Annotated in this window: 22 protein-coding genes; 11 read left to right on the top strand and 11 right to left on the bottom strand. The window is 36.6% G+C overall.

Annotated elements, in window-relative coordinates:
- The first annotated feature begins 34 nt into the window (after positions 1-34).
- Positions 35-445 carry an acyl-CoA thioesterase gene (locus LC814_RS12485; RefSeq protein ID WP_226064305.1) on the top strand — a complete coding sequence of 137 codons (411 nt, stop codon included), beginning with the start codon at positions 35-37 and terminating at the stop codon, positions 443-445.
- Here LC814_RS12485 and pepE read toward each other — a convergent pair whose 3' ends face one another.
- Positions 446-1138 (bottom strand): dipeptidase PepE, encoded by a 693-nt coding sequence (gene pepE / locus LC814_RS12480; RefSeq protein ID WP_226064304.1) that lies wholly within the window; start codon positions 1136-1138, stop codon positions 446-448.
- A 198-nt stretch (positions 1139-1336) separates the two neighbouring features.
- On the opposite strand from pepE, the gene LC814_RS12475 reads away from it, so the two are divergent.
- The 3 genes from LC814_RS12475 to pheA all read left to right on the top strand — a co-directional run bounded on the left by LC814_RS12475 (position 1337) and on the right by pheA (position 4577).
- The gene (locus LC814_RS12475; RefSeq protein WP_226064303.1) at positions 1337-1759 is read left to right on the top strand and encodes a hypothetical protein; all 423 of its coding nucleotides are present in this window, start codon (positions 1337-1339) and stop codon (positions 1757-1759) included.
- Positions 1760-1917: 158 nt separating this feature from the next.
- Positions 1918-3678 carry a discoidin domain-containing protein gene (locus LC814_RS12470; RefSeq protein ID WP_226064302.1) on the top strand — a complete coding sequence of 587 codons (1761 nt, stop codon included), beginning with the start codon at positions 1918-1920 and terminating at the stop codon, positions 3676-3678.
- A gap of 59 nt (positions 3679-3737) precedes the next feature.
- Positions 3738-4577: a prephenate dehydratase gene (gene pheA / locus LC814_RS12465; protein ID WP_226064301.1), complete on the top strand. Its 840-nt coding sequence runs from the start codon at positions 3738-3740 to the stop codon at positions 4575-4577.
- Positions 4578-4598: 21 nt separating this feature from the next.
- Here pheA and LC814_RS12460 read toward each other — a convergent pair whose 3' ends face one another.
- Positions 4599-5876: a replication-associated recombination protein A gene (locus tag LC814_RS12460; protein ID WP_226064300.1), complete on the bottom strand. Its 1278-nt coding sequence runs from the start codon at positions 5874-5876 to the stop codon at positions 4599-4601.
- Positions 5877-5974: 98 nt separating this feature from the next.
- On the opposite strand from LC814_RS12460, the gene yidD reads away from it, so the two are divergent.
- Both yidD and lgt read left to right on the top strand, forming a co-directional pair.
- Positions 5975-6208 (top strand): membrane protein insertion efficiency factor YidD, encoded by a 234-nt coding sequence (gene yidD, locus LC814_RS12455; RefSeq protein ID WP_226064299.1) that lies wholly within the window; start codon positions 5975-5977, stop codon positions 6206-6208.
- Between the two features lie 45 nt (positions 6209-6253).
- A complete protein-coding gene (lgt, locus tag LC814_RS12450; protein ID WP_226064298.1) occupies positions 6254-7123 on the top strand; it encodes a prolipoprotein diacylglyceryl transferase in 870 nt (289 codons plus the stop codon).
- 48 nt (positions 7124-7171) lie between these two features.
- Here the strand turns inward: lgt and LC814_RS12445 are convergent, their stop codons facing one another.
- Positions 7172-8665, bottom strand: a complete 1494-nt coding sequence (locus tag LC814_RS12445) for an NAD(P)H-hydrate dehydratase (RefSeq protein ID WP_226064297.1) — start codon at positions 8663-8665, stop codon at positions 7172-7174.
- A gap of 146 nt (positions 8666-8811) precedes the next feature.
- Here LC814_RS12445 and mscL point away from each other — a divergent pair, with 146 nt between their 5' ends.
- Complete coding sequence (gene mscL / locus LC814_RS12440) at positions 8812-9183, top strand: large conductance mechanosensitive channel protein MscL (protein WP_226064296.1); 372 nt, start codon at positions 8812-8814, stop codon at positions 9181-9183.
- A 63-nt stretch (positions 9184-9246) separates the two neighbouring features.
- Here the strand turns inward: mscL and LC814_RS12435 are convergent, their stop codons facing one another.
- Complete coding sequence (locus LC814_RS12435; RefSeq protein WP_226064295.1) at positions 9247-10206, bottom strand: D-2-hydroxyacid dehydrogenase; 960 nt, start codon at positions 10204-10206, stop codon at positions 9247-9249.
- An 8-nt stretch (positions 10207-10214) separates the two neighbouring features.
- Complete coding sequence (locus LC814_RS12430; protein WP_226064294.1) at positions 10215-10616, bottom strand: LNS2 domain-containing protein; 402 nt, start codon at positions 10614-10616, stop codon at positions 10215-10217.
- Between the two features lie 184 nt (positions 10617-10800).
- Between LC814_RS12430 and idi the strand changes: the two genes are divergently transcribed.
- The 3 genes from idi to LC814_RS12415 all read left to right on the top strand — a co-directional run bounded on the left by idi (position 10801) and on the right by LC814_RS12415 (position 13117).
- Positions 10801-11310 (top strand): isopentenyl-diphosphate Delta-isomerase, encoded by a 510-nt coding sequence (gene idi, locus LC814_RS12425; protein ID WP_226064293.1) that lies wholly within the window; start codon positions 10801-10803, stop codon positions 11308-11310.
- Positions 11311-11483: 173 nt separating this feature from the next.
- Positions 11484-12563: a glycine cleavage system aminomethyltransferase GcvT gene (gene gcvT / locus LC814_RS12420; RefSeq protein WP_226064292.1), complete on the top strand. Its 1080-nt coding sequence runs from the start codon at positions 11484-11486 to the stop codon at positions 12561-12563.
- 104 nt (positions 12564-12667) lie between these two features.
- The gene (locus LC814_RS12415) at positions 12668-13117 is read left to right on the top strand and encodes a hypothetical protein (RefSeq protein ID WP_226064291.1); all 450 of its coding nucleotides are present in this window, start codon (positions 12668-12670) and stop codon (positions 13115-13117) included.
- A gap of 369 nt (positions 13118-13486) precedes the next feature.
- Here LC814_RS12415 and LC814_RS12410 read toward each other — a convergent pair whose 3' ends face one another.
- Together LC814_RS12410 and lysM are read right to left on the bottom strand one after the other, a co-directional pair.
- Entirely contained in the window at positions 13487-13843 is a 357-nt protein-coding gene (locus LC814_RS12410) for an arsenate reductase family protein (RefSeq protein ID WP_226064290.1), read from the bottom strand.
- 65 nt (positions 13844-13908) lie between these two features.
- Complete coding sequence (lysM, locus tag LC814_RS12405) at positions 13909-14370, bottom strand: peptidoglycan-binding protein LysM (RefSeq protein ID WP_226064289.1); 462 nt, start codon at positions 14368-14370, stop codon at positions 13909-13911.
- A 237-nt stretch (positions 14371-14607) separates the two neighbouring features.
- Here lysM and LC814_RS12400 point away from each other — a divergent pair, with 237 nt between their 5' ends.
- Positions 14608-15072: an acyl-CoA thioesterase gene (locus LC814_RS12400; protein WP_226064288.1), complete on the top strand. Its 465-nt coding sequence runs from the start codon at positions 14608-14610 to the stop codon at positions 15070-15072.
- A 109-nt stretch (positions 15073-15181) separates the two neighbouring features.
- Here the strand turns inward: LC814_RS12400 and rny are convergent, their stop codons facing one another.
- From rny to porT, 4 genes are all read right to left on the bottom strand, one after another.
- Positions 15182-16756: a ribonuclease Y gene (gene rny / locus LC814_RS12395; RefSeq protein ID WP_226064287.1), complete on the bottom strand. Its 1575-nt coding sequence runs from the start codon at positions 16754-16756 to the stop codon at positions 15182-15184.
- Between the two features lie 286 nt (positions 16757-17042).
- Positions 17043-17330: a cell division protein ZapA gene (locus LC814_RS12390; protein ID WP_226064286.1), complete on the bottom strand. Its 288-nt coding sequence runs from the start codon at positions 17328-17330 to the stop codon at positions 17043-17045.
- Positions 17330-17632: a hypothetical protein gene (locus LC814_RS12385; RefSeq protein ID WP_226064285.1), complete on the bottom strand. Its 303-nt coding sequence runs from the start codon at positions 17630-17632 to the stop codon at positions 17330-17332. Before LC814_RS12385 ends, LC814_RS12390 begins: the two co-directional genes overlap by 1 nt.
- Before the next feature lie 148 nt (positions 17633-17780).
- On the bottom strand, positions 17781-18590 hold the full coding sequence (porT, locus tag LC814_RS12380; protein ID WP_226064284.1) for a type IX secretion/gliding motility protein PorT/SprT: 810 nt from the start codon (positions 18588-18590) through the stop codon (positions 17781-17783).

Genomic DNA, 18590 nt, shown 5'->3' with positions numbered 1-18590 from the left:
GAAATATATTTGTATGACTAATTTAATACTTAACATGATACACACAACCAACTCAATTAGAGTACGTTACGGCGAAACAGACCCAATGAAATATGTCTATTATGGCAATTACGCGGAGTATTTCGAAGTAGCAAGGGTTGAACTTTTTCGGTCCCTCGGTCTTCCATATGAGGAGATTGAGCAGCAAGGAATTTGGCTCCCGGTTTCGGAATTTTCCATTAAGTATTTAAAACCAGCACTGTATGATCAACTTCTGGAAATTCACACCTACATCAAAAAAATTCCGGGTGTAAAAATAGAATTTGATTATGAAATTTATAATCCTTCTAAACAAAAAATAACGGAGGCAAAGACCACACTTTTTTTCTTAGATTCCCAAAAAAATAAGGTGATAAAATGTCCGGAATTTTTAATGAATTTGTTGCTGAAAAACTGGGAAGATTAATTACAATTCCGTACCCGGCTCAATTTCATAAGGTTCTTTGCCTTTTTCAAAAATCCGCGTCTTCTCATTTCCTTCAACGGTAACTGTATTTCCTTTTTTTCGAATCCAGTTTCCTTCTCGAAGTCCGACCACTTTCGTGTCATTTTGCGTTAGAAACTCTTTAATTCGGGTTTCTCGGGTTTCGCCGTTATGTTTTAAATCAGGATTGGGATCCAAATAATGCGGATTGATATTAAACGGTACCAATCCCATACACTCAAAACTTGGCGGATAAACAATCGGCATATCGTTTGTGGTTTTCATATTGAGGCCGCCAATATTTGAACCGGCACTACTTCCTAAATAGGGTTTTCCCTGTTCAACATTTTCTTTGATAATCTGCATGAGATTTTTTTCATGTAATGTTTTCACCAATAAAAAGGTATTGCCGCCACCGGTAAAAAATGCTTTTCCTCCATTTAGTGCAGAAATCTGGTCATCAAATTCATGTAATCCTTTTACTTTAATATTGATTTGGGAAAAAAACTTTCTCGCGGTCGCGGTATAATCATCGTGAGAAATTCCACCAGGTCGTGCGAAAGGAATAAAAATAATTTCATCAATTCCCGCAAAAAGTTCTGAAATTTCAGATCGTATGTATTCCAAATAATTGCCACCAAAAAGTGTTGAAGTCGAAGCCAAAAGAACGTTCATATGATTTTACTTTAAGATTAGTTGGTAAAGGTAAACAAATACAAAATCTATCTTATTCGTTTCATCTATTTTAAATTGTGACATTAATAATATAATTACTGATTTTTATCAACTTTGTGTTAATTTATCTAAATAAAACTTTTGCGATATAATTACGAGGTATATTTGCAAAGAATTTAACAACCAAATATTATCACAATGAATTACACGATTGTTGGTCTTTTTCCAAGTCAGGAAAACATCAAAGAAGTTTCTGAGGGATTAGAAAAATCAGGAATCAAAAACCAGGATTACCTTATTTACAGAACAGACCAAAATAATGCGCCTGCTGTGAAAAGAAATTTCTGGAAAAAACTTTTAGGAACTCCTAAAACATCACTACACGCGTCAAGCGATAACCTTATTACAAGCGTAGAAGTTCGTAACCAAGAGGAATTTACCAACGTTACTAACTCTTTTAAAATGAACAAAGCGGTAAAAATTTATGAATTTAAAGACATGACCATCGAAGAGGCCAGAGATTTAAATTACATTAAAAAAATCGTAGAACTTCGTGCCAAATCTCATATTTATGCAATGCCGGAAATTTCACTTTCTGCCAGTTTATTAAATGATTTATAGCATTATAAATTAAATTACTTTTTATTGTTTAAATTGAATCTGTGCCCACCGCATGGATTCTTTTTTTTGATCGATCCTTTTACCGAGCACTCTATTTTAGAATTTACTTTATTACCTTTACCTTTACCTTCACCTTCACTTGTAAAGAAACTAATCCTATGAAATATAAAATACTCTTTTTATTATTAATGGTAATGGGATTTCAAAAAGTTGGCGCCCAACAGAAAACCTATTGCAATCCCATCAATATCGATTACGGTTATACACCTTTTGATGTTTTTTCTCAGCAGGGAAAACATCGTGCAACGGCAGATCCCGTTATTGTAAATTTTAAAAATCAGTTATTTTTATTTTCTACGAATCAAGAAGGATATTGGTACAGTGACGATATGTTGCATTGGAAATTCATCTACCGGAAATTTTTACGGGACAACAAATACACCCATGATTTAAATGCGCCTGCCGCCTGGGTAATGAAAGACACCTTATACGTTTATGGATCCACCTGGGAATCTGATTTCCCTATTTGGAAATCTACCAATCCCACCAAAGATGACTGGAAAATTGCAGTCGATACTTTGAAAGTCGGTGCCTGGGACCCCGCTTTTCATTATGACGAAGACAAAAATAAACTCTATTTATATTGGGGTTCAAGCAACGAATGGCCACTTTTAGGAACCGAAATTAATACGAAAACCCTACAGTCAGAAGGTTACGTGAAACCTATCGTTAAACTAAAACCCGAAGATCACGGTTGGGAAAGATTTGGCGAATATAATGACAATGTTTTCTTACAACCTTTCATCGAAGGTGCTTGGGTAACCAAACACAACGGAAAATATTACATGCAATATGGGGCTCCCGCTACAGAATTCAGTGGTTATGCTGATGGAGTCTATGTAAGTAAAAACCCACTTGAAGGTTATGAATACCAAAGTCATAATCCATTTTCTTATAAACCCGGTGGTTTCGCTCGAGGCGCCGGTCATGGCTCAACATTCCAGGATAAATATGGAAATTACTGGCACGTTTCCACTATTTTTATTTCGGTAAAAAATAATTTTGAAAGAAGGTTGGGAATTTGGCCCGCAGGTTTTGACAAAGATGACGTGATGTATAGCAATACCGCTTACGGCGACTATCCTACTCTGCTCCCTGAATTTGCACAACAAAAAGATTTTACCCAAGGATTGTTTTCTGGTTGGACCCTTTTAAATTATCAAAAACCCGTACAGGTTTCTTCAACATTAGGTGGTTATCAATCTAATTTAGCAGTTGATGAAGATATCAAAACGTATTGGTCTGCAAAATCCGGAAATGCGGGAGAATGGTTTCAGACAGATTTGGGTGAAGTTTCCACCATTAACGCAATTCAGATTAATTACGCTGATCAGGATGCAGAATTTAAGGGGAAAACTTTAGGGAAAACGCATCAATATAAAATCTACAGTTCTAATGACGGAAAAAATTGGAAAACCTTAATTGATAAAAGTAAAAATAAGACCGATGTTCCTCACGACTACATCGAACTGGAGAAACCTTCAAAAGCACGATTTTTAAAAATGGAAAATTTAAAAATGCCGACTGGAAAATTTGCTTTGAGCGGATTTAGAGTTTTCGGAAAAGGCGGAGGTGAAAAACCTGGTAAAGTGGAGAATTTTGTTCCGCTTCGTTCTGATCCTAAAAAATTCGGTGAACGAAGAAGCATCTGGATGAAATGGAAACAAAATCAAAACGCCGACGGTTACGTTATTTATTTTGGAAAATCACCAGACAAACTCTACGGAAGCATTATGGTTTATGGCAAAAATGAATATTTCTTCACCGGCGCAGATCGAACTGACGCTTATTATTTTCAAATTGAAGCTTTTAATAACAATGGAATTTCTGAACGAACTGAGGTTTATAAATCTGAATAAATTTTAAAATAAACCTCAATTAAGCAATTCTATTACATGGTCTTTTTTAATTTTACCAAATGAAAATCGCATTCCTCGGTCCGCACGCAAGTTTTACGCAGTTAGCCTGTTCCCAAGTTTTCCCGAAAAATGAACTAATTCCCCAATCAAGCATTTTGGATTGTTTCAACGCCGTTAAAAATAGCGAAGTTGACAAAACCGTTGTACCCTTAGAAAATTCAATTGAAGGAACGGTTTCAATGACTTTGGATTATCTGTATGATTTCGAGGATATTTTTATTGAAACTGAGGTGGTAATGCCGATCGCCCATCATTTAATGATCCATCCTGAGAATGAGCAGTTTGAAACGATTATTTCGCATCCGCAAGCTTTGGGACAAACCTTTCATTTTCGGCATGATCATTTTAAAAATATCGAAACCAGTGATTTTAGTTCTACAGCTGCAGCGGCGAAATTAGTTTCTGAAAATCCTCAGGAAAAATGGGCTGCAGTTGCGAATTCCTACGCCGCCAAATTATATGGTTTAAAAATCCTACATTCTAATATTCAGGATTTCGAGCAGAACCACACCAAGTTTATCGTCATTTCTAAAACTAAAGATGTATTGGAACTGAATTTTCCTAAAACTTCGGAAAAAACTTCTTTAATAATTACACTTCCTGAAGATCATGCTGGTGGTTTACATCAAGTACTATCGGTTTTTGCCTGGAGACAGATGAACCTTTCGAAAATAGAAAGTCGTACTTTGAAAACGGGTTTGGGAAATTATTTTTTCTTCATCAATATCGCCAGCGAATGGCATCCGGTTTTATCTAAAAACGCGTTAGAAGAATTAAAATCTATTGGTGCAACCGTGAAATATTTAGGACATTATAACGAGCATTTACTTGAAAGTTAACTTCTTCGTCTTACTATGTAATCAATATTTGTCTTTCCACTTCTTTTTAAGCTGATCTGAAATTTTATTTTCTGTTGAATTATTTCCGGGTTTGTAAAATGAGGTTCCCTTTAATTCTTCAGGCAGAAATTCTAAATCAACGAAATTTCCTTCGTACGAATGGGCATAATCGTAATCTTTTCCGTAGTTCAGATCCTTCATTAACTTCGTCGGAGCATTTCGAAGGTGTAAGGGAACAGGGAGATTTCCTGTTTTTTTAACTTTAGAAATCGCATCATTTATCGCAACATACGTTGAATTGCTTTTCGGTGAAATCGCCAAATAAACCGCTGTTTCACTCAAAATTATTCTGGCTTCGGGATTTCCTATAACATTTACTGCCTGAAAACAATTATTGGCCATGACCAGCGCATTTGGATTTGCGAGACCGATATCTTCTGAAGCCAAGATCAACATTCTTCTCGCAATGAATTTAATATCTTCACCACCCACCAACATTCGCGCTAACCAGTAAACCGCACCATTTGGATCAGAACCACGCATGGATTTTATAAAGGCGGAAATAATATCATAATGTTGCTCTCCATTTTTATCATAAAGCGCCATGGTTTCCTGTAAAACTGAGAGCACGTCTTCGTTATCAATTTCTTTTTTATCTGAGTTTTTAAATTGATTCAATACATTTTCTACTGCATTAATGAGCTTTCGAGCATCTCCACCAGAATATTGAATCAGAGCTTCATTATCTTTAATGCTAAAATCTGTGGAAGCTTCTTGGTTATATTTTTTTAATGAAATTTCGATAAGTTCCTCTAATTTTTCATAATCCAAGGCTTTTAAAACATACACCTGGGAACGAGAAAGTAAGGCAGAAACCACCTCAAAACTCGGATTTTCTGTGGTGGCACCCATTAAAACAACCCAACCTTTTTCAACGGCGTGAAGCAGAGAATCCTGTTGAGATTTATTGAACCTGTGAATTTCATCAATAAATAAAATCGGCGATTTACCTGAAAAGAGATTTTGCTTTTTAGCTTCTTCGATGATTTCTCTAATGTCTTTTACGCCACTTGAAACGGCTGAAAGTTTATAGAATTTCCTACCCGAAGTTTCAGAAATAATTTCAGCTAAGGTGGTTTTCCCGGTTCCGGGCGGTCCCCAAAAAATAAGAGAATTCAAAGTATCATTCTCTAACATTTTTCGAATCGGCCCACTTTTTCCGGTCAAATGTTCCTGACCCAAAACCTGATCTAAAGTTTTTGGTCGTAATTTTTCGGCAAGTGGCGTATTGGAATTCAAGTTTATAATTGTTGAGAATTAATCTAAGAAATCTGAAAAATAGAAGTTTACCTGGAAACTTAGAACAAATTTAAACTATTTAGTTATTTTTGCAACGCATGTTGAATAAAATCATCACCTTTCCTTTAATTCTCCTCATCCGATTTTACCAGTTGGGCATTTCGCCACTGCTCCCAAATAGTTGCAGATATACGCCCACTTGCTCCTCCTACATGCTTGAAGCACTTCGATTGCACGGACCTTTCAAAGGATTGTGGCTGGGCTCGAAAAGAATTGCGCGCTGTCATCCTTGGGGCGGTGAAGGTTATGATCCAGTGCCTCCTAAAAAATAAAGGGAAATAACATCATTTGAATTTAAAATTATTGAATAAAATATTATGCTCACATTTTTATACTCCACCTGGGATCCATCAACCGGAATTCATTTAGGTCCTATTACCCTCCATTATTACAGTCTGATGTTTATTTTAGCCTTCGGATTAGGTTATGTATTGATGACTAAAATTTACCGGATTGACCATGTAAACGAAAAATATGTAGAGCCTCTTTTTACTTTGACTTTGATCGGAACAATTTTCGGAGCGAGATTGGGACATGTTATTTTTTACCAGCCAGAACTTTTTCAGCAAGATTTCTGGTCTGTTTTTTTACCGATACGTACAAAACCTGAGCTTGAATTCACAGGGTTTGCGGGATTGGCAAGTCATGGCGCTGCAATTGTTTTGCCGCTTACGACGCTCTACTACAGTTTAAAAATCATCAAGAAAAATCCACTTTGGGTTTTTGATCGCGTGGGAATCCCAATTGCTTTGGCTGGACTTTTCATCAGAATGGGAAACTTCTTTAATTCTGAAATTATCGGAAAGCCTGCGCCGGATAACTCTCCTTTTGCGATATTATTCCCACAACAAAGCCCTGAATACGGTGCAATTGTTCCCCGTTATCCGACTCAACTTTTTGAAGCTGGTGGCTATTTTCTACTGTTCGTTTTATTATGGGTTTTATACCGATATACAAAGAAAAAATTCCAGTTAGGTTGGCTATTTGGTCTTTTCTTTTTCTTGCTATGGTCGATTCGATTTTTCGTAGAATTCCTGAAAGAACCGCAAGGCGATGAATTCATTCATATCGCCGGTTTAAATACTGGTCAGATTTTATCGATACCTCTCATTATTATGGGGCTTGTATTTATGCTGACTTCTAAAAGCAGAATGATTACTGAGGAAGAAAATGCAAAACCAGACTAAACATTAAAAATGAATATATTTTCCTCTCAATAAAATTGGGAGGATTTTTTATATTAAAAACTTAAAGGCATTTCCCAATTCATCAATTAAATCAGAAGGTAGCATCGCTTCTTTAGAGAATTTCTCAGCAGCCAGATCACCTGCTTTTCCGTGAAGCCAAACGCCAAATATCGCGGCATTTTCTGGTGAATAATTCTGCGCGATCAGTGAGGTTACAATTCCCAAAAGCGCATCGCCGCTCCCGCCTTTTGCCATTCCCGAATTGCCAGTGAGGTTGTAAAAAACCCTTTGATCTGGTGTAACAATCTGCGTATGGTGGTCTTTTAAAATAATGAAAATTTTAAATTCGGCAGCTTTCTGTTGAGCCAACTTCAAGCGTCCAAAAGAATTTTCAGTTGCACCAAAGAGGCGCTCGAATTCTTTCGGATGTGGAGTTATTACTGAATTTGGGGGTAATGAATTTAAATACTCTGGATTTTTAGCCAATATATTTAATGCATCTGCATCTATGACCATCGGTTTTTTTGAATTTTTTAAAAATTTTAAAAACACTTTCTCCGTTGCAGAGTTGACTTCTAAACCTGGACCAATTCCTATCACATAGTCTTCTTCAATTTCAATATGATCAATATGATTTTCTCCGCCGAGAATGAACATGGCTTCCGGACAACTCGTTTGTAAAATTTCGTATCCGCATTTAGGAGCAAGAACGAATGTTATACCACTCCCCGATTTCAAAGCTGCTTTAGTTGCCAAAACGGAAGCACCTATTTTTCCAAAAGTGCCTGCGATAATAAGGGATTTTCCAAAAGTTCCTTTATGACTGAAGTCTTTTCTCGGCTGGTAAATCTTTTTAATTAAAGTATCGTCTATTGTATTTTCAAAAGTTGAATTATCAAGACAGAACTCCGCACTTAAATCAATTTCCATGATCTGAATACTGCCGCAATAAAAAGCAGTTTCCGGATGTAACATCGTCTTTTTCCAACATTGAAAAGTTAAGGTATAATCAGCCAAAAAAACGACGGCATTCTCCTCGTGTATACTGTCAGGAAATAATCCGGATGGCAAATCAATTGAAATTTTCCTACAATTCAATGTATTCAGATAAATAATCAAACTTGCGATTGGATCAACTAACTTTCGGTTAAGTCCCAATCCAAAAAGAGCATCAATAATTAGAGTATTCTTATCAGTGCTAATTTCTTTGCGTTGTGAAAGGTCATAAATTTCAATTCCGGAAATGTCCTTGCATCTTTGCAAATTAATCAGCGCTTCTTCGGTAAAATCTTGGGTTTGATCAGTGAAAATTTTAATATTAAATCCTGGGTGATACAGCAGTCTGGCGAGGGCAAAGCCATCACCACCATTATTACCTGATCCACAAAAAAGAAGAATATCTGATGAATTAGAGAAATGATTGGCGATCCAAATTGTACAACATTTCGCAGCTCTCTCCATAAGTTGTAGTGAAGAAATCATGCTTTGATTCTTCGTGTATTTTTCCCATTCGTAAATTTCCTTTGCTGAAAAAATATTCATTTCACCTCTTTATGTAAAATAAAATTACAAATTAATTACGGTAAATATGGAAAATAGAGGTTAAATACAATAAATCCCTGATAATCCTATGTTATTTTAAAGCATTTTAATACATTTGACTAAATTAATAAATAAAACATACGATTATGGGAATGGTACAGGAATTCAAAGATTTTGCGTTCAAAGGAAATGTAGTTGATTTGGCAGTAGCTGTAATCATCGGGGCTGCATTTGGTAAAATTATCACCTCTTTTGTAGATGATGTAATTACTCCATTATTGCTGAACCCAGCCTTGAAAGCGGCAGGTGCAGAAAACATTGCAGAACTTACTTGGAACGGGGTGAAATATGGAAATTTCTTTTCGGCAATCCTCAGTTTCCTGATTATTGCGCTGGTATTATTTATGGTGATCAAAGCTGTAAACAAGGTAAACAAACCTGTAGAAGTTGCGCCAGCGGGACCAACTGACGATCAAGTTTTACTAGCAGAAATTAGAGACTTGTTGAAAAGCAAATAATAGTTTTCGATACGTAAAAACTAAAGACGCCCAATTTGAGGCGTCTTTTTTATTGAAAATATTTTAAGATACCTGAAGAATACTGCAGATTTGTTCCGCTAAAGAAATCCCAATTCTGTCTTGCGCTTCCACGGTAGATGCGCCCGTATGTGGAGACAAAGAGATCTTTGGGTGGGTAAGAATTTCTTTTGAAGGGTGTGGTTCATTATTAAAAACATCCAGGCACGCAAAAGCAACCTTACCAGAGTTAAGTGCTTCTACCAGCGCATGTTCTTCTACAACGCCACCTCTGCTGCAATTAATGATTGCTACACCGTTTTTCATTTTTTGAATTTCTTCTGCTCCTATCATATGTTCCTCTTTTTGCGCGGGAACATGAAGTGTTATAAAATCAGCGTGTTGTAAAACATCTTCTAACGGTTCTGTCTCAATATCAACATTGATAAATTGATTGTTGTAAAACTTCACCTTTATACTTGCCCGACCGATATTATTATCTGCGGCGATCACTCGCATTCCCAAACCAAGCGCAATTCTGGCAACTTCCTGCCCGATTCTTCCCATACCGATAATCCCAATTGTTTTCCCACGAAGTTCAATTCCTTCCGCGTACGATTTCTTAAGCTGATTAAATTGAGTATCGCCAATGACTGGCATTTTTCTGTTGGAATCCTGTAAAAACCGCGCGCCGCTAAATAAATGAGCAAATACAAGTTCCGCTACAGAAGCAGAGGAAGCTCCGGGCGTGTTGATGACATGAATGTTTTTAGATCTAGCATAATCTACATCGATATTGTCCAATCCGACGCCGCCGCGACCGATAATTTCTAAACTGGGACACGCATCGATAAGTTCTTTTCGAACTTCAGTTGCGCTTCGGACGAGTAAGGTTTTAATGTGATGTTTATTGATAAAATCTGCGATTAATTGCTGCGGTATCTTTTCTGTGATAACTTCGAATCCTTTAATGGTCAAGGCGTCGATTCCTGATTGATCTAAACCGTCATTTGCTAATATTTTCATTCTTTTTCTTAATCTTTAAAAACCTCAATCGTTACCTGTTTTTCCACCATATCTGTGAACTTTCCTTTGTATCGGGTAGCGCGTACGAGATGATTGTCAATCCAATGGTAATTTCCGCCACGAGGTTTACCGCATAAAACGCTGTGGTATTTAAAGCCGTGTTTATCCAACCAGTCAATGGTAATTTGTTTTAAATTTTCGGTTCGCGAGGTGAAAAAGCAAATCAAGTGACCTTCATCATACCATTTGTTGATCGTTTCTAAAGCATCTTGATAAGGCTCACAAGTCGTCATTCTCTCGGGCTCTTCATTGGGAATATCATCCGTGATTGTTCCATCTATATCGATCAGATAATTTTTAATATCACCTTTCAGCATCGGACTCAAATGATCCTTATATTCTAATTCCATCTTCTGTATTTAAAGTGCAAAATTACAACTCTGAATTGATTCACAGGATATTAATTCGTGGTAACGCTATGCATTCCTAAATTTTTCTGCGCTTGTCGGCACGAAATCAACTGCATTTTTCATTCATTCAGAAATGAAGGTCTAAAATTTTCGCAATAGATTTATTAATCTTAATTTTGTGAAGATGGAAGAACAAGTTGTTTTAATTTCTGAAAATGATGAAGTCCTGGGTTTGATGGATAAAATGCAGGCCCATGAAAACGGAATTCTGCATCGCGCATTTTCTGTTTTTCTTTTTAATGACAAAGGTGAAGTTTTGCTTCAGCGAAGAGCTGCAGATAAATACCACTCGCCAAACCAATGGACGAATGCAGTTTGTTCGCATCCGCGGGCTGAGGAAAATTATTTGCAAGGTGCACATCGTCGTATGAAAGAAGAGTTGGGTATTGAAGCTGAAATCACTCCGAAATTTCATTTTATCTACAAAGCAAATGTAGGCGGAAATCTCTGGGAACATGAACTTGATCATGTCTTTACGGGAAGTTATACGGGCGAATTTAATTTAAATAAAGATGAAGTCTCGGAAGTTCGGTACATCAGTATGAATGCGCTAGATGAAGAAATGAAATCAAATCCTGAAAATTTTACAGAATGGTTTAAAATTATACTGCAAGAATATAAACATCATTTGTAGGTGTTGAAAAGGCGGTATTAAAACTTCGAAAGTAAAAGTACAGTTATTCTAGCCCCGATGGTAGCGGCATCCTCTGCAGGCACGCCAGTGACAAAGAGATAGAGCGAACAGCGGGATTATATTTTATGAGAAGCTAAACTCAGGTTGCTCCTGAAAAAAAAATAAAAGTATATATGAAAAGAACTCCTTTGTTTGAAAAACATGTTTCGCTCGGTGCGAAAATGGTGCCTTTTGCAGGTTTTGAAATGCCTGTGCAATATTCTGGTGTAACGCAGGAACATTTTGCGGTACGGGAAAAAGTGGGAATTTTTGATGTTTCGCACATGGGTCAATTTTTTGTGGAAGGTCCAAAGGCGAAAGATTTACTGCAATATGTGGGAACCAATAATGTAAATGCCCTGGAAAACGGAAAAGCGCAATACACGTGTTTGCCGAACGGAAATGGTGGAATTGTTGATGATTTGATCGTTTACAAAATGAATGATGAAAAATATTTCGTGGTTGTAAACGCCTCAAATATTGAGAAAGATTGGAATCATATTTCTAAACACAATGAGAAGTTTGGAGCGACTTTAACCAACGCTTCGGATGAAATGTCATTGCTCGCCATTCAAGGTCCAAAAGCTAGTGAAACTCTTCAAAAGTTGACGGATATTAATCTTTCTGAAATTCCTTATTACCACTTTACTGTAGGTACAATTGCGGGCGTTTCGGATGTTATTATTTCTAATACAGGTTACACAGGAAGTGGCGGTTTTGAAATTTATTTTAACAACGAAGACGCTCTGAAACTTTGGGAAGCCATTGTGGAAGCGGGTGAAGAATTCGGTTTAGTTCCTTGTGGACTGGCTTCTAGAGATACTTTGCGTTTGGAAAAAGGTTTCTGCCTTTACGGAAATGATATTGATGATACGACTTCTCCATTGGAAGCTGGTTTAGGCTGGATCACGAAATTTGATAAAGATTTTGTGGATAAAGAATACTTTTCAAAACAAAAAGAAGAAGGAATTAAAAAGAAATTGGTCGGATTTGAAATGCAGGAAAGAGCCATTCCCCGACATGATTATTTGGTTGTAGATGCGGAAGGTAATGAAATTGGAAAAGTGACATCGGGCACCATGAGTCCGATGAAAAATGTAGGAATTGGTTTGGCGTACGTAGCGACTGATCATAATAAAGTTGGATCTGATATTTTCATTCAGATCAGAAATAAAAATGTTCCCGCAAAAGTGGTGAAAACTCCTTTTGTCTAAAAAATATTCGTATTAACTAATTTAAAAAAGCAGGTGAATTATCATCTGCTTTTTTATATGGCATCTTTTTAGCTCTTTCTGATTCAATTAAAAAAGTAAAAATTATGTCATTTATTAACAGAAGTATAGCCGGTTTAGCGGGATCTTTAGCGCTAACCGCCGTTCATCAGATTTTCAAAAAAAATATGAAAGGTGCGCCCAACCTTGATCAAGTTGGTGAAAAAGCAATTGAAGATTCTTTGGAAAAAATAGATATTAGCGCCTCAGACGAAGAGCAGGTTTATGCCGCTGCGATGGGAGGAAATATTTTATCAAATGCGCTCTTGTTTTCGACGTTAGCGACTTCTACCAATACGTCGCAAATCATCACCAAAACTTTAGGAACAGGGCTTCTGGGCGCAGCGGGAACAATCGGTTTAGCTGATCAACTTTTAGGAAATAATAAAGCGACAGATACCGATCAGAAAAAGTGGATGACTACGGGTTACTATCTTTTAGGAGCTATCGTGAGTATCGGAGTTTATAATTTACTGGAACGTAAGTTTAAAAAATAATATAAAACCGCCTTGTCAGTTCCATGATAAGGCGGTTTTTATTTTGGCAAATGTTGGAAACAGAAGTTATTTCCAATTCGAGTATTTCTTTTACATCGCGTGCCGGTTTTAGTCTTCCCGAAACAGCGGTTCGCGGAATTAATTCCTGCGGTCTTTTTAGGTTTCGACACGATCCCGAAAGTTTGCCGAAACGGTGGACGACAAATTTTGCAAGGAGCCAATCCAACGCGAAGTGCTTTCTCTAAGGGTAAAGTTGAAGAGACATTTTTCACCATTCTACAATTTGACAGGTGATATTTAGTGCCTGACGGCGTTTTGTAAACAACTTGCGCAGAAAGCGCCCCCGAAAACAGGAAAATAAAAAATATTTTAATCATTTATATTGAAAAAATGTTCTAAATCTTTTATATTTCCATTTTCATTTCCGATAAAGATTTCTGAATCTGTTAAGAAAACTGGCCTTTTTAAAAAGGAATAATGTTCCAGTATCAACTTCTTAAAATCAATTTCCTTTAAAGATTTAACATTGATATTGCGTGCTTTTATTTGGGTAGATCGTCTGCTGAAAAGTGTTTCGTACGATTTGGATTTCATGTACATTTCATCTAATTCTTCTTCGGTTACCGGTAAACTTTTAATCTCCCGAAGTTCCCAATCACTTAAATCAAATTTCGACAAAATTTTGGTGCAGGTTCCACACGTCTTTAGATAAAATACTTTTTTCATATCTACAAACATAAAAAATTCGACACTAAAAGAGCCGAATTCTAAGAATAAATATCTTAATTATATTATTGAGGAATAACCAAAACCTGTCCCGGATAAATTTTATCAGGATCAGAAAGCATTGGTTTATTTGCTTCAAAAATTCTATTATATGCGTTTGCGTCACCATACACCTCCTTTGCTATTTTAGAAAGCGTGTCTCCACTTTCTACGGTGTGGTATTTCGGTTGATTAACAGGTGCTGCCTGAGTAGTTGCAGCAGGTGCTGCTTTTACAGTCATCTGATCTGTAACGCCTTCAATACCTTTTACATTTCCCGCGGCTACATAAATTTTACCTTTTTCTTCCCAGTTTTTGGCTTCACCACTTATCGTTACTTTGTCATCGGCTACAGAAAACGTGATACCGGAAGTATCAAAACCATAATTCGCTACATGATCTTTTACTTTTTGAGCCTGTTCTGCTGGAGTTTCTCCTCCACCAAAGATTTTTTCACCTACATTTTTTAGAAATGATCCTAATCCCATGTTTAAATTTTTAATGTTAATTGATAGTAACTTAAGACTTCCTTAAGCGCCTAATACTTATCAAATTTCGTGCAGTACAAGTGTTAAGAATAGTTAAAGGTGGTATAATGATTACAAAAGTTTGATTTTCAAAATATTAATGGTCATTATAAATTCTCCTTCGAAATACTTTTTGTGGAATGACGGCTGTCAAGCTTTTATTTAAAAAAGCTTATTTTTAAATCTTAAATGATAAAAATGAATAGTAAGACCGTTTTTCAGTTTATTTCCGAGCCCAGTGATGTGAATTATGGCGGCAACGTTCATGGCGGAAGTGTTATGAAATGGATTGATCAGGCAGGTTATGCATGTGCAAGTTCGTGGAGTTCCAGTTACTGTGTCACCGTTTATGTCGGTGGAATTCGGTTTTATTCTCCCATTAAAATTGGTCATATTGTAAAAGTAGAAGCCGAGGTGATATATACAGGAAAAACAAGTATGCATATTGCGATTAATGTTTTTTCCCGAAATATCAAAAGAAAAGATTTTGAAAAGAAAACACACTGCATCATCGTATTTGTAGCGGTTGATGATGAAGGAAATTCTGTAGAAGTTCCCACCTTTATTCCAACTACAGAACAAGATAAGCAAATGGAAAAATATGCGATAAAGCTTATGGATCTACGTAAAAAGATTGAAGATGAAATGAAACCTTTCATGTAGGATCTTTAGAAATATATTTTCAAATGTAAATTATTGCCTTAAATTCCGCTAAAAATAAAACTCCTTTCATTGCTGAAAGGAGTTGATTATTGATGTAAAATTACTCGTTTTATCTCGCAATATTTACAGATCTCGTTTCGCGAATAACCGTGACACGAACTTGGCCTGGATAGGTTAACTCATTTTGAATTTTTTCGGAAATATCATAAGAAAGTTGCGCAGACTGATCGTCAGTTACTTTTCCACTTTCTACCATCACACGAAGTTCTCTTCCCGCCTGAATTGCGTAAGCGCTGGAAACGCCGTCAAAACTTAAAGCTGCAGCTTCCAGATCTTTTAACCTTTGAATATAGGATTCCAAAACCTGTCTTCTGGCACCTGGTCTCGCTCCAGAAATTGCATCAGCCACCTGAATAATTGGGGATAGTAAAGAAGTCATTTCTACTTCATCATGGTGAGCTCCAATGGCATTAATTACTTCTGCATTTTCACCATATTTCTCCGCCCACTGCATTCCTAAGAGCGCGTGAGGCAATTCGGATTCCTGTTCTGGTACTTTTCCTATATCATGTAATAAACCTGCTCTTTTCGCCAGTTTTACGTTTAGTCCTAATTCTGCCGCCATGGTCGCCGCGATGTTGGCAACTTCTCGGGAGTGTTGCAATAAATTTTGGCCGTAGGAAGATCTGTATTTCATTCTACCAACGATTTTCACCAATTCGGGGTGTAATCCGTGTACGCCTAAATCAATTACTGTTCTTTTACCAACTTCGATGATCTCTTCTTCAATCTGTCTTTTGGTTTTGTCAACAACTTCTTCAATTCTTGCCGGGTGAATTCTACCGTCGGTCACCAATCGGTGAAGGGAAAGCCTTGCGATTTCTCTTCGAACAGGATCAAAGCAGGAAAGCAAAATTGCTTCTGGCGTATCATCAACAATAATTTCCACACCTGTTGCCGCTTCTAATGCACGTATATTTCGTCCTTCTCTACCAATAATTCTTCCTTTTACCTCATCAGATTCAATATTAAATACGGATACTGAATTTTCAATCGCTTGTTCAGTCCCAATTCTCTGAATGGTTTGGATAACAATCTTTTTGGCTTCCTGCTTCGCATTAAGCTGCGCTTCTGCCATTATATTTTGAACATGAGCCTGTGCTTTTGTTTTGGCTTCCGCTTTTAAGGCTTCTACCAATTCATTTTTAGCATCTTCTGCTGAATATCCAGAAATTCTCTCCAAGATTTCTACTTTTTGAGCAGTAACTGTGTCTAATTCCTGTTGTTTTCTTTCAATAATTTCGAGCTTCTTACCGTAGTCGGCAATCTGCCGATCTAAATCTTTCTCCAGTTTACCCGTTTTACTCAATTCATCATTGAGTTTTTGCTCTTTATCTTTGATTCTTTTTTCCGAATCCTGCATCTTTTTCTCTCTCACCTGGATATCCGCGTCGTGCTGGGATTTAAGTTCCATGAACTTTTCCTTTGCCTGCAAATGCTTTTCTTTCTTAATGGATTCTGCCTGTAATGTTGCTTTATCTAAAAGGTTATCTGCATTTTTTTTTGCATCATCAACGATGAATTTTGCCTTGGCATTCAATGAGCTTTTAGAAAACATCATTCCTAAAAGTGCTCCTATCGCCAGACATACAATGCCTATGATAATAGCAGTTGTTGTTGTCATATATGTATAGTTTTAATTTTAATTGTTCTTAAGTCCTTTTATATTTTCACGTATATTACTGATTAGCAAACTACGTTTTTTTCCGTTGTTAAATAAAAAAAGCCCACAATAATTCAGTGATGTAGAGTAAACTCCTAATCAACACGATTTGAACTGATTTTCACTTTTTGTAATCCGAGCAAGTCGGCACGCCATTAAGTGAACATTTGTCCGGTAATTGTTTAGCGTTGAGTTTACCTGTAATGTGTTAGAACTATTGTAGGCAGTTTTTTTGGAAAAGAAAAATCTACTTTTCCAACTCCTCCAGGATTTGGTTGATATTTTTCAACCTTTCCACGGAAGCGTTAATATTTTTATCGTTACTGATTTCTGCTACTTCTGCATTGGTTCCTAATCTTAAGGCACACATTGCTAAAGCATCCTGTTTATCTCTAACGTCAAAATTCTTTTCAAAATCTTTAATCATCCCATCAATTTGCTTTCCTACTTTCCGCAGCGTTTCCTCTTCAGAGGAAGGAACATTAAGTGGATAACTTCTTCCCGCGATTGTTATCGTAATCCTTCTTACATCCATTACAATCCGGTATTTTGAAGTTCTGCAATACAGTAATCTACCTCTTTGATCAGGCGATTGATATGATTTTTCATCAATCGATTATGATCTGGATTTCCTGAAATTGCTGAATAAAGCTTTATATTTTTTTGTTCTTCTGCTAAAACCTGGTTTTTCTTTCTCTCTGCTTCATATCGCTCCTTCAGTTCTTCGTGCTCCTGATTAAGTTCAACATACTTTTCGTTAAGATTTTGAAAATTCTTACTTACAGCTAAAATTTTTTTTTCTAAAATCGAAAAATTATTTTCTAAATCTCTGAGCATTTTCCAGGTTAATTTATTCTAACTCTTGAGCAAAAATATAAAAAATTAAATGGATAGCAGGACTTCTCACTGACTAATTTACAAAATTCTAAAATAAAAAAGGGAAAGCCCGTAGACAATCCCCTATTATGTTAAAAAAATACTCTTTTTATTCAAATTTCAAGACAAACATAAAGGCTCTTGTTTTTGCACTTGATATAGCATCAGTCCAATAAGGAGGCGTGGTCGGATTGTCGGCGACCAACTCATTATTAATCATGAAAGTTCCTCTGAAACCTGGCGTTAACTTAAATCTGCTGAAATAAAATTGTATTCCCAGTTCTGCAGACCACGCAAAGTTGCTGCTTGTAGACCGAAAAATTCCCTGCTGATTGTCGTCTGCACTGTTCTCATTAGATTGCAAATTAAGCATGTAATTTATTCCTGCCGCCGCGTAAGGCCTAGAATTGTACCAACGATCCCCGTGAACTTCCAAAAGAATTGGAGTATCAACATAAGTTGACTTAATTTTTCGTAATTTATCAGCTTCTGAAAGTATATACTTAGGATCAAATGGTGGATTTGAAGCTGTTCCCGCTGCATATTGATTATTCGATTGCGTATCGAAATACAGTTCCCGTTCTACAAATTGTAAACCTGGCTCTAACCGCAGATCAAAATTATCACTCAATCTGAATTTTCCAATAAGTCCCGCGCCAAAACTGTAGGTTGATTTGGGTTGCACTAAATTTTTATTTCGTTCTATACCAAAAGACGGATCACCTGCAAAAGCTCTACCATCTAAAACCAATTTATAATCGAAATTATTTCCTGCCAGAAAAAAACCGTAGCTGAATTTTTGGTTATCGAAACCTTCCAAATTATCCATTCGGTTTTTATTTCGAAATAACTGCGCATCGTAAAGCGTTGCAAAACAAAGTGCCGCGATAACATTTAGTTTAAAGAAATTGTTCCACAT

Source organism: Kaistella polysaccharea, assembly GCF_020410745.1.
GTDB lineage: Bacteria > Bacteroidota > Bacteroidia > Flavobacteriales > Weeksellaceae > Kaistella > Kaistella polysaccharea.
The sequence above is the reverse complement of the archived record's forward strand: the minus strand, read 5'-3'. Positions and strand labels throughout refer to the sequence as shown.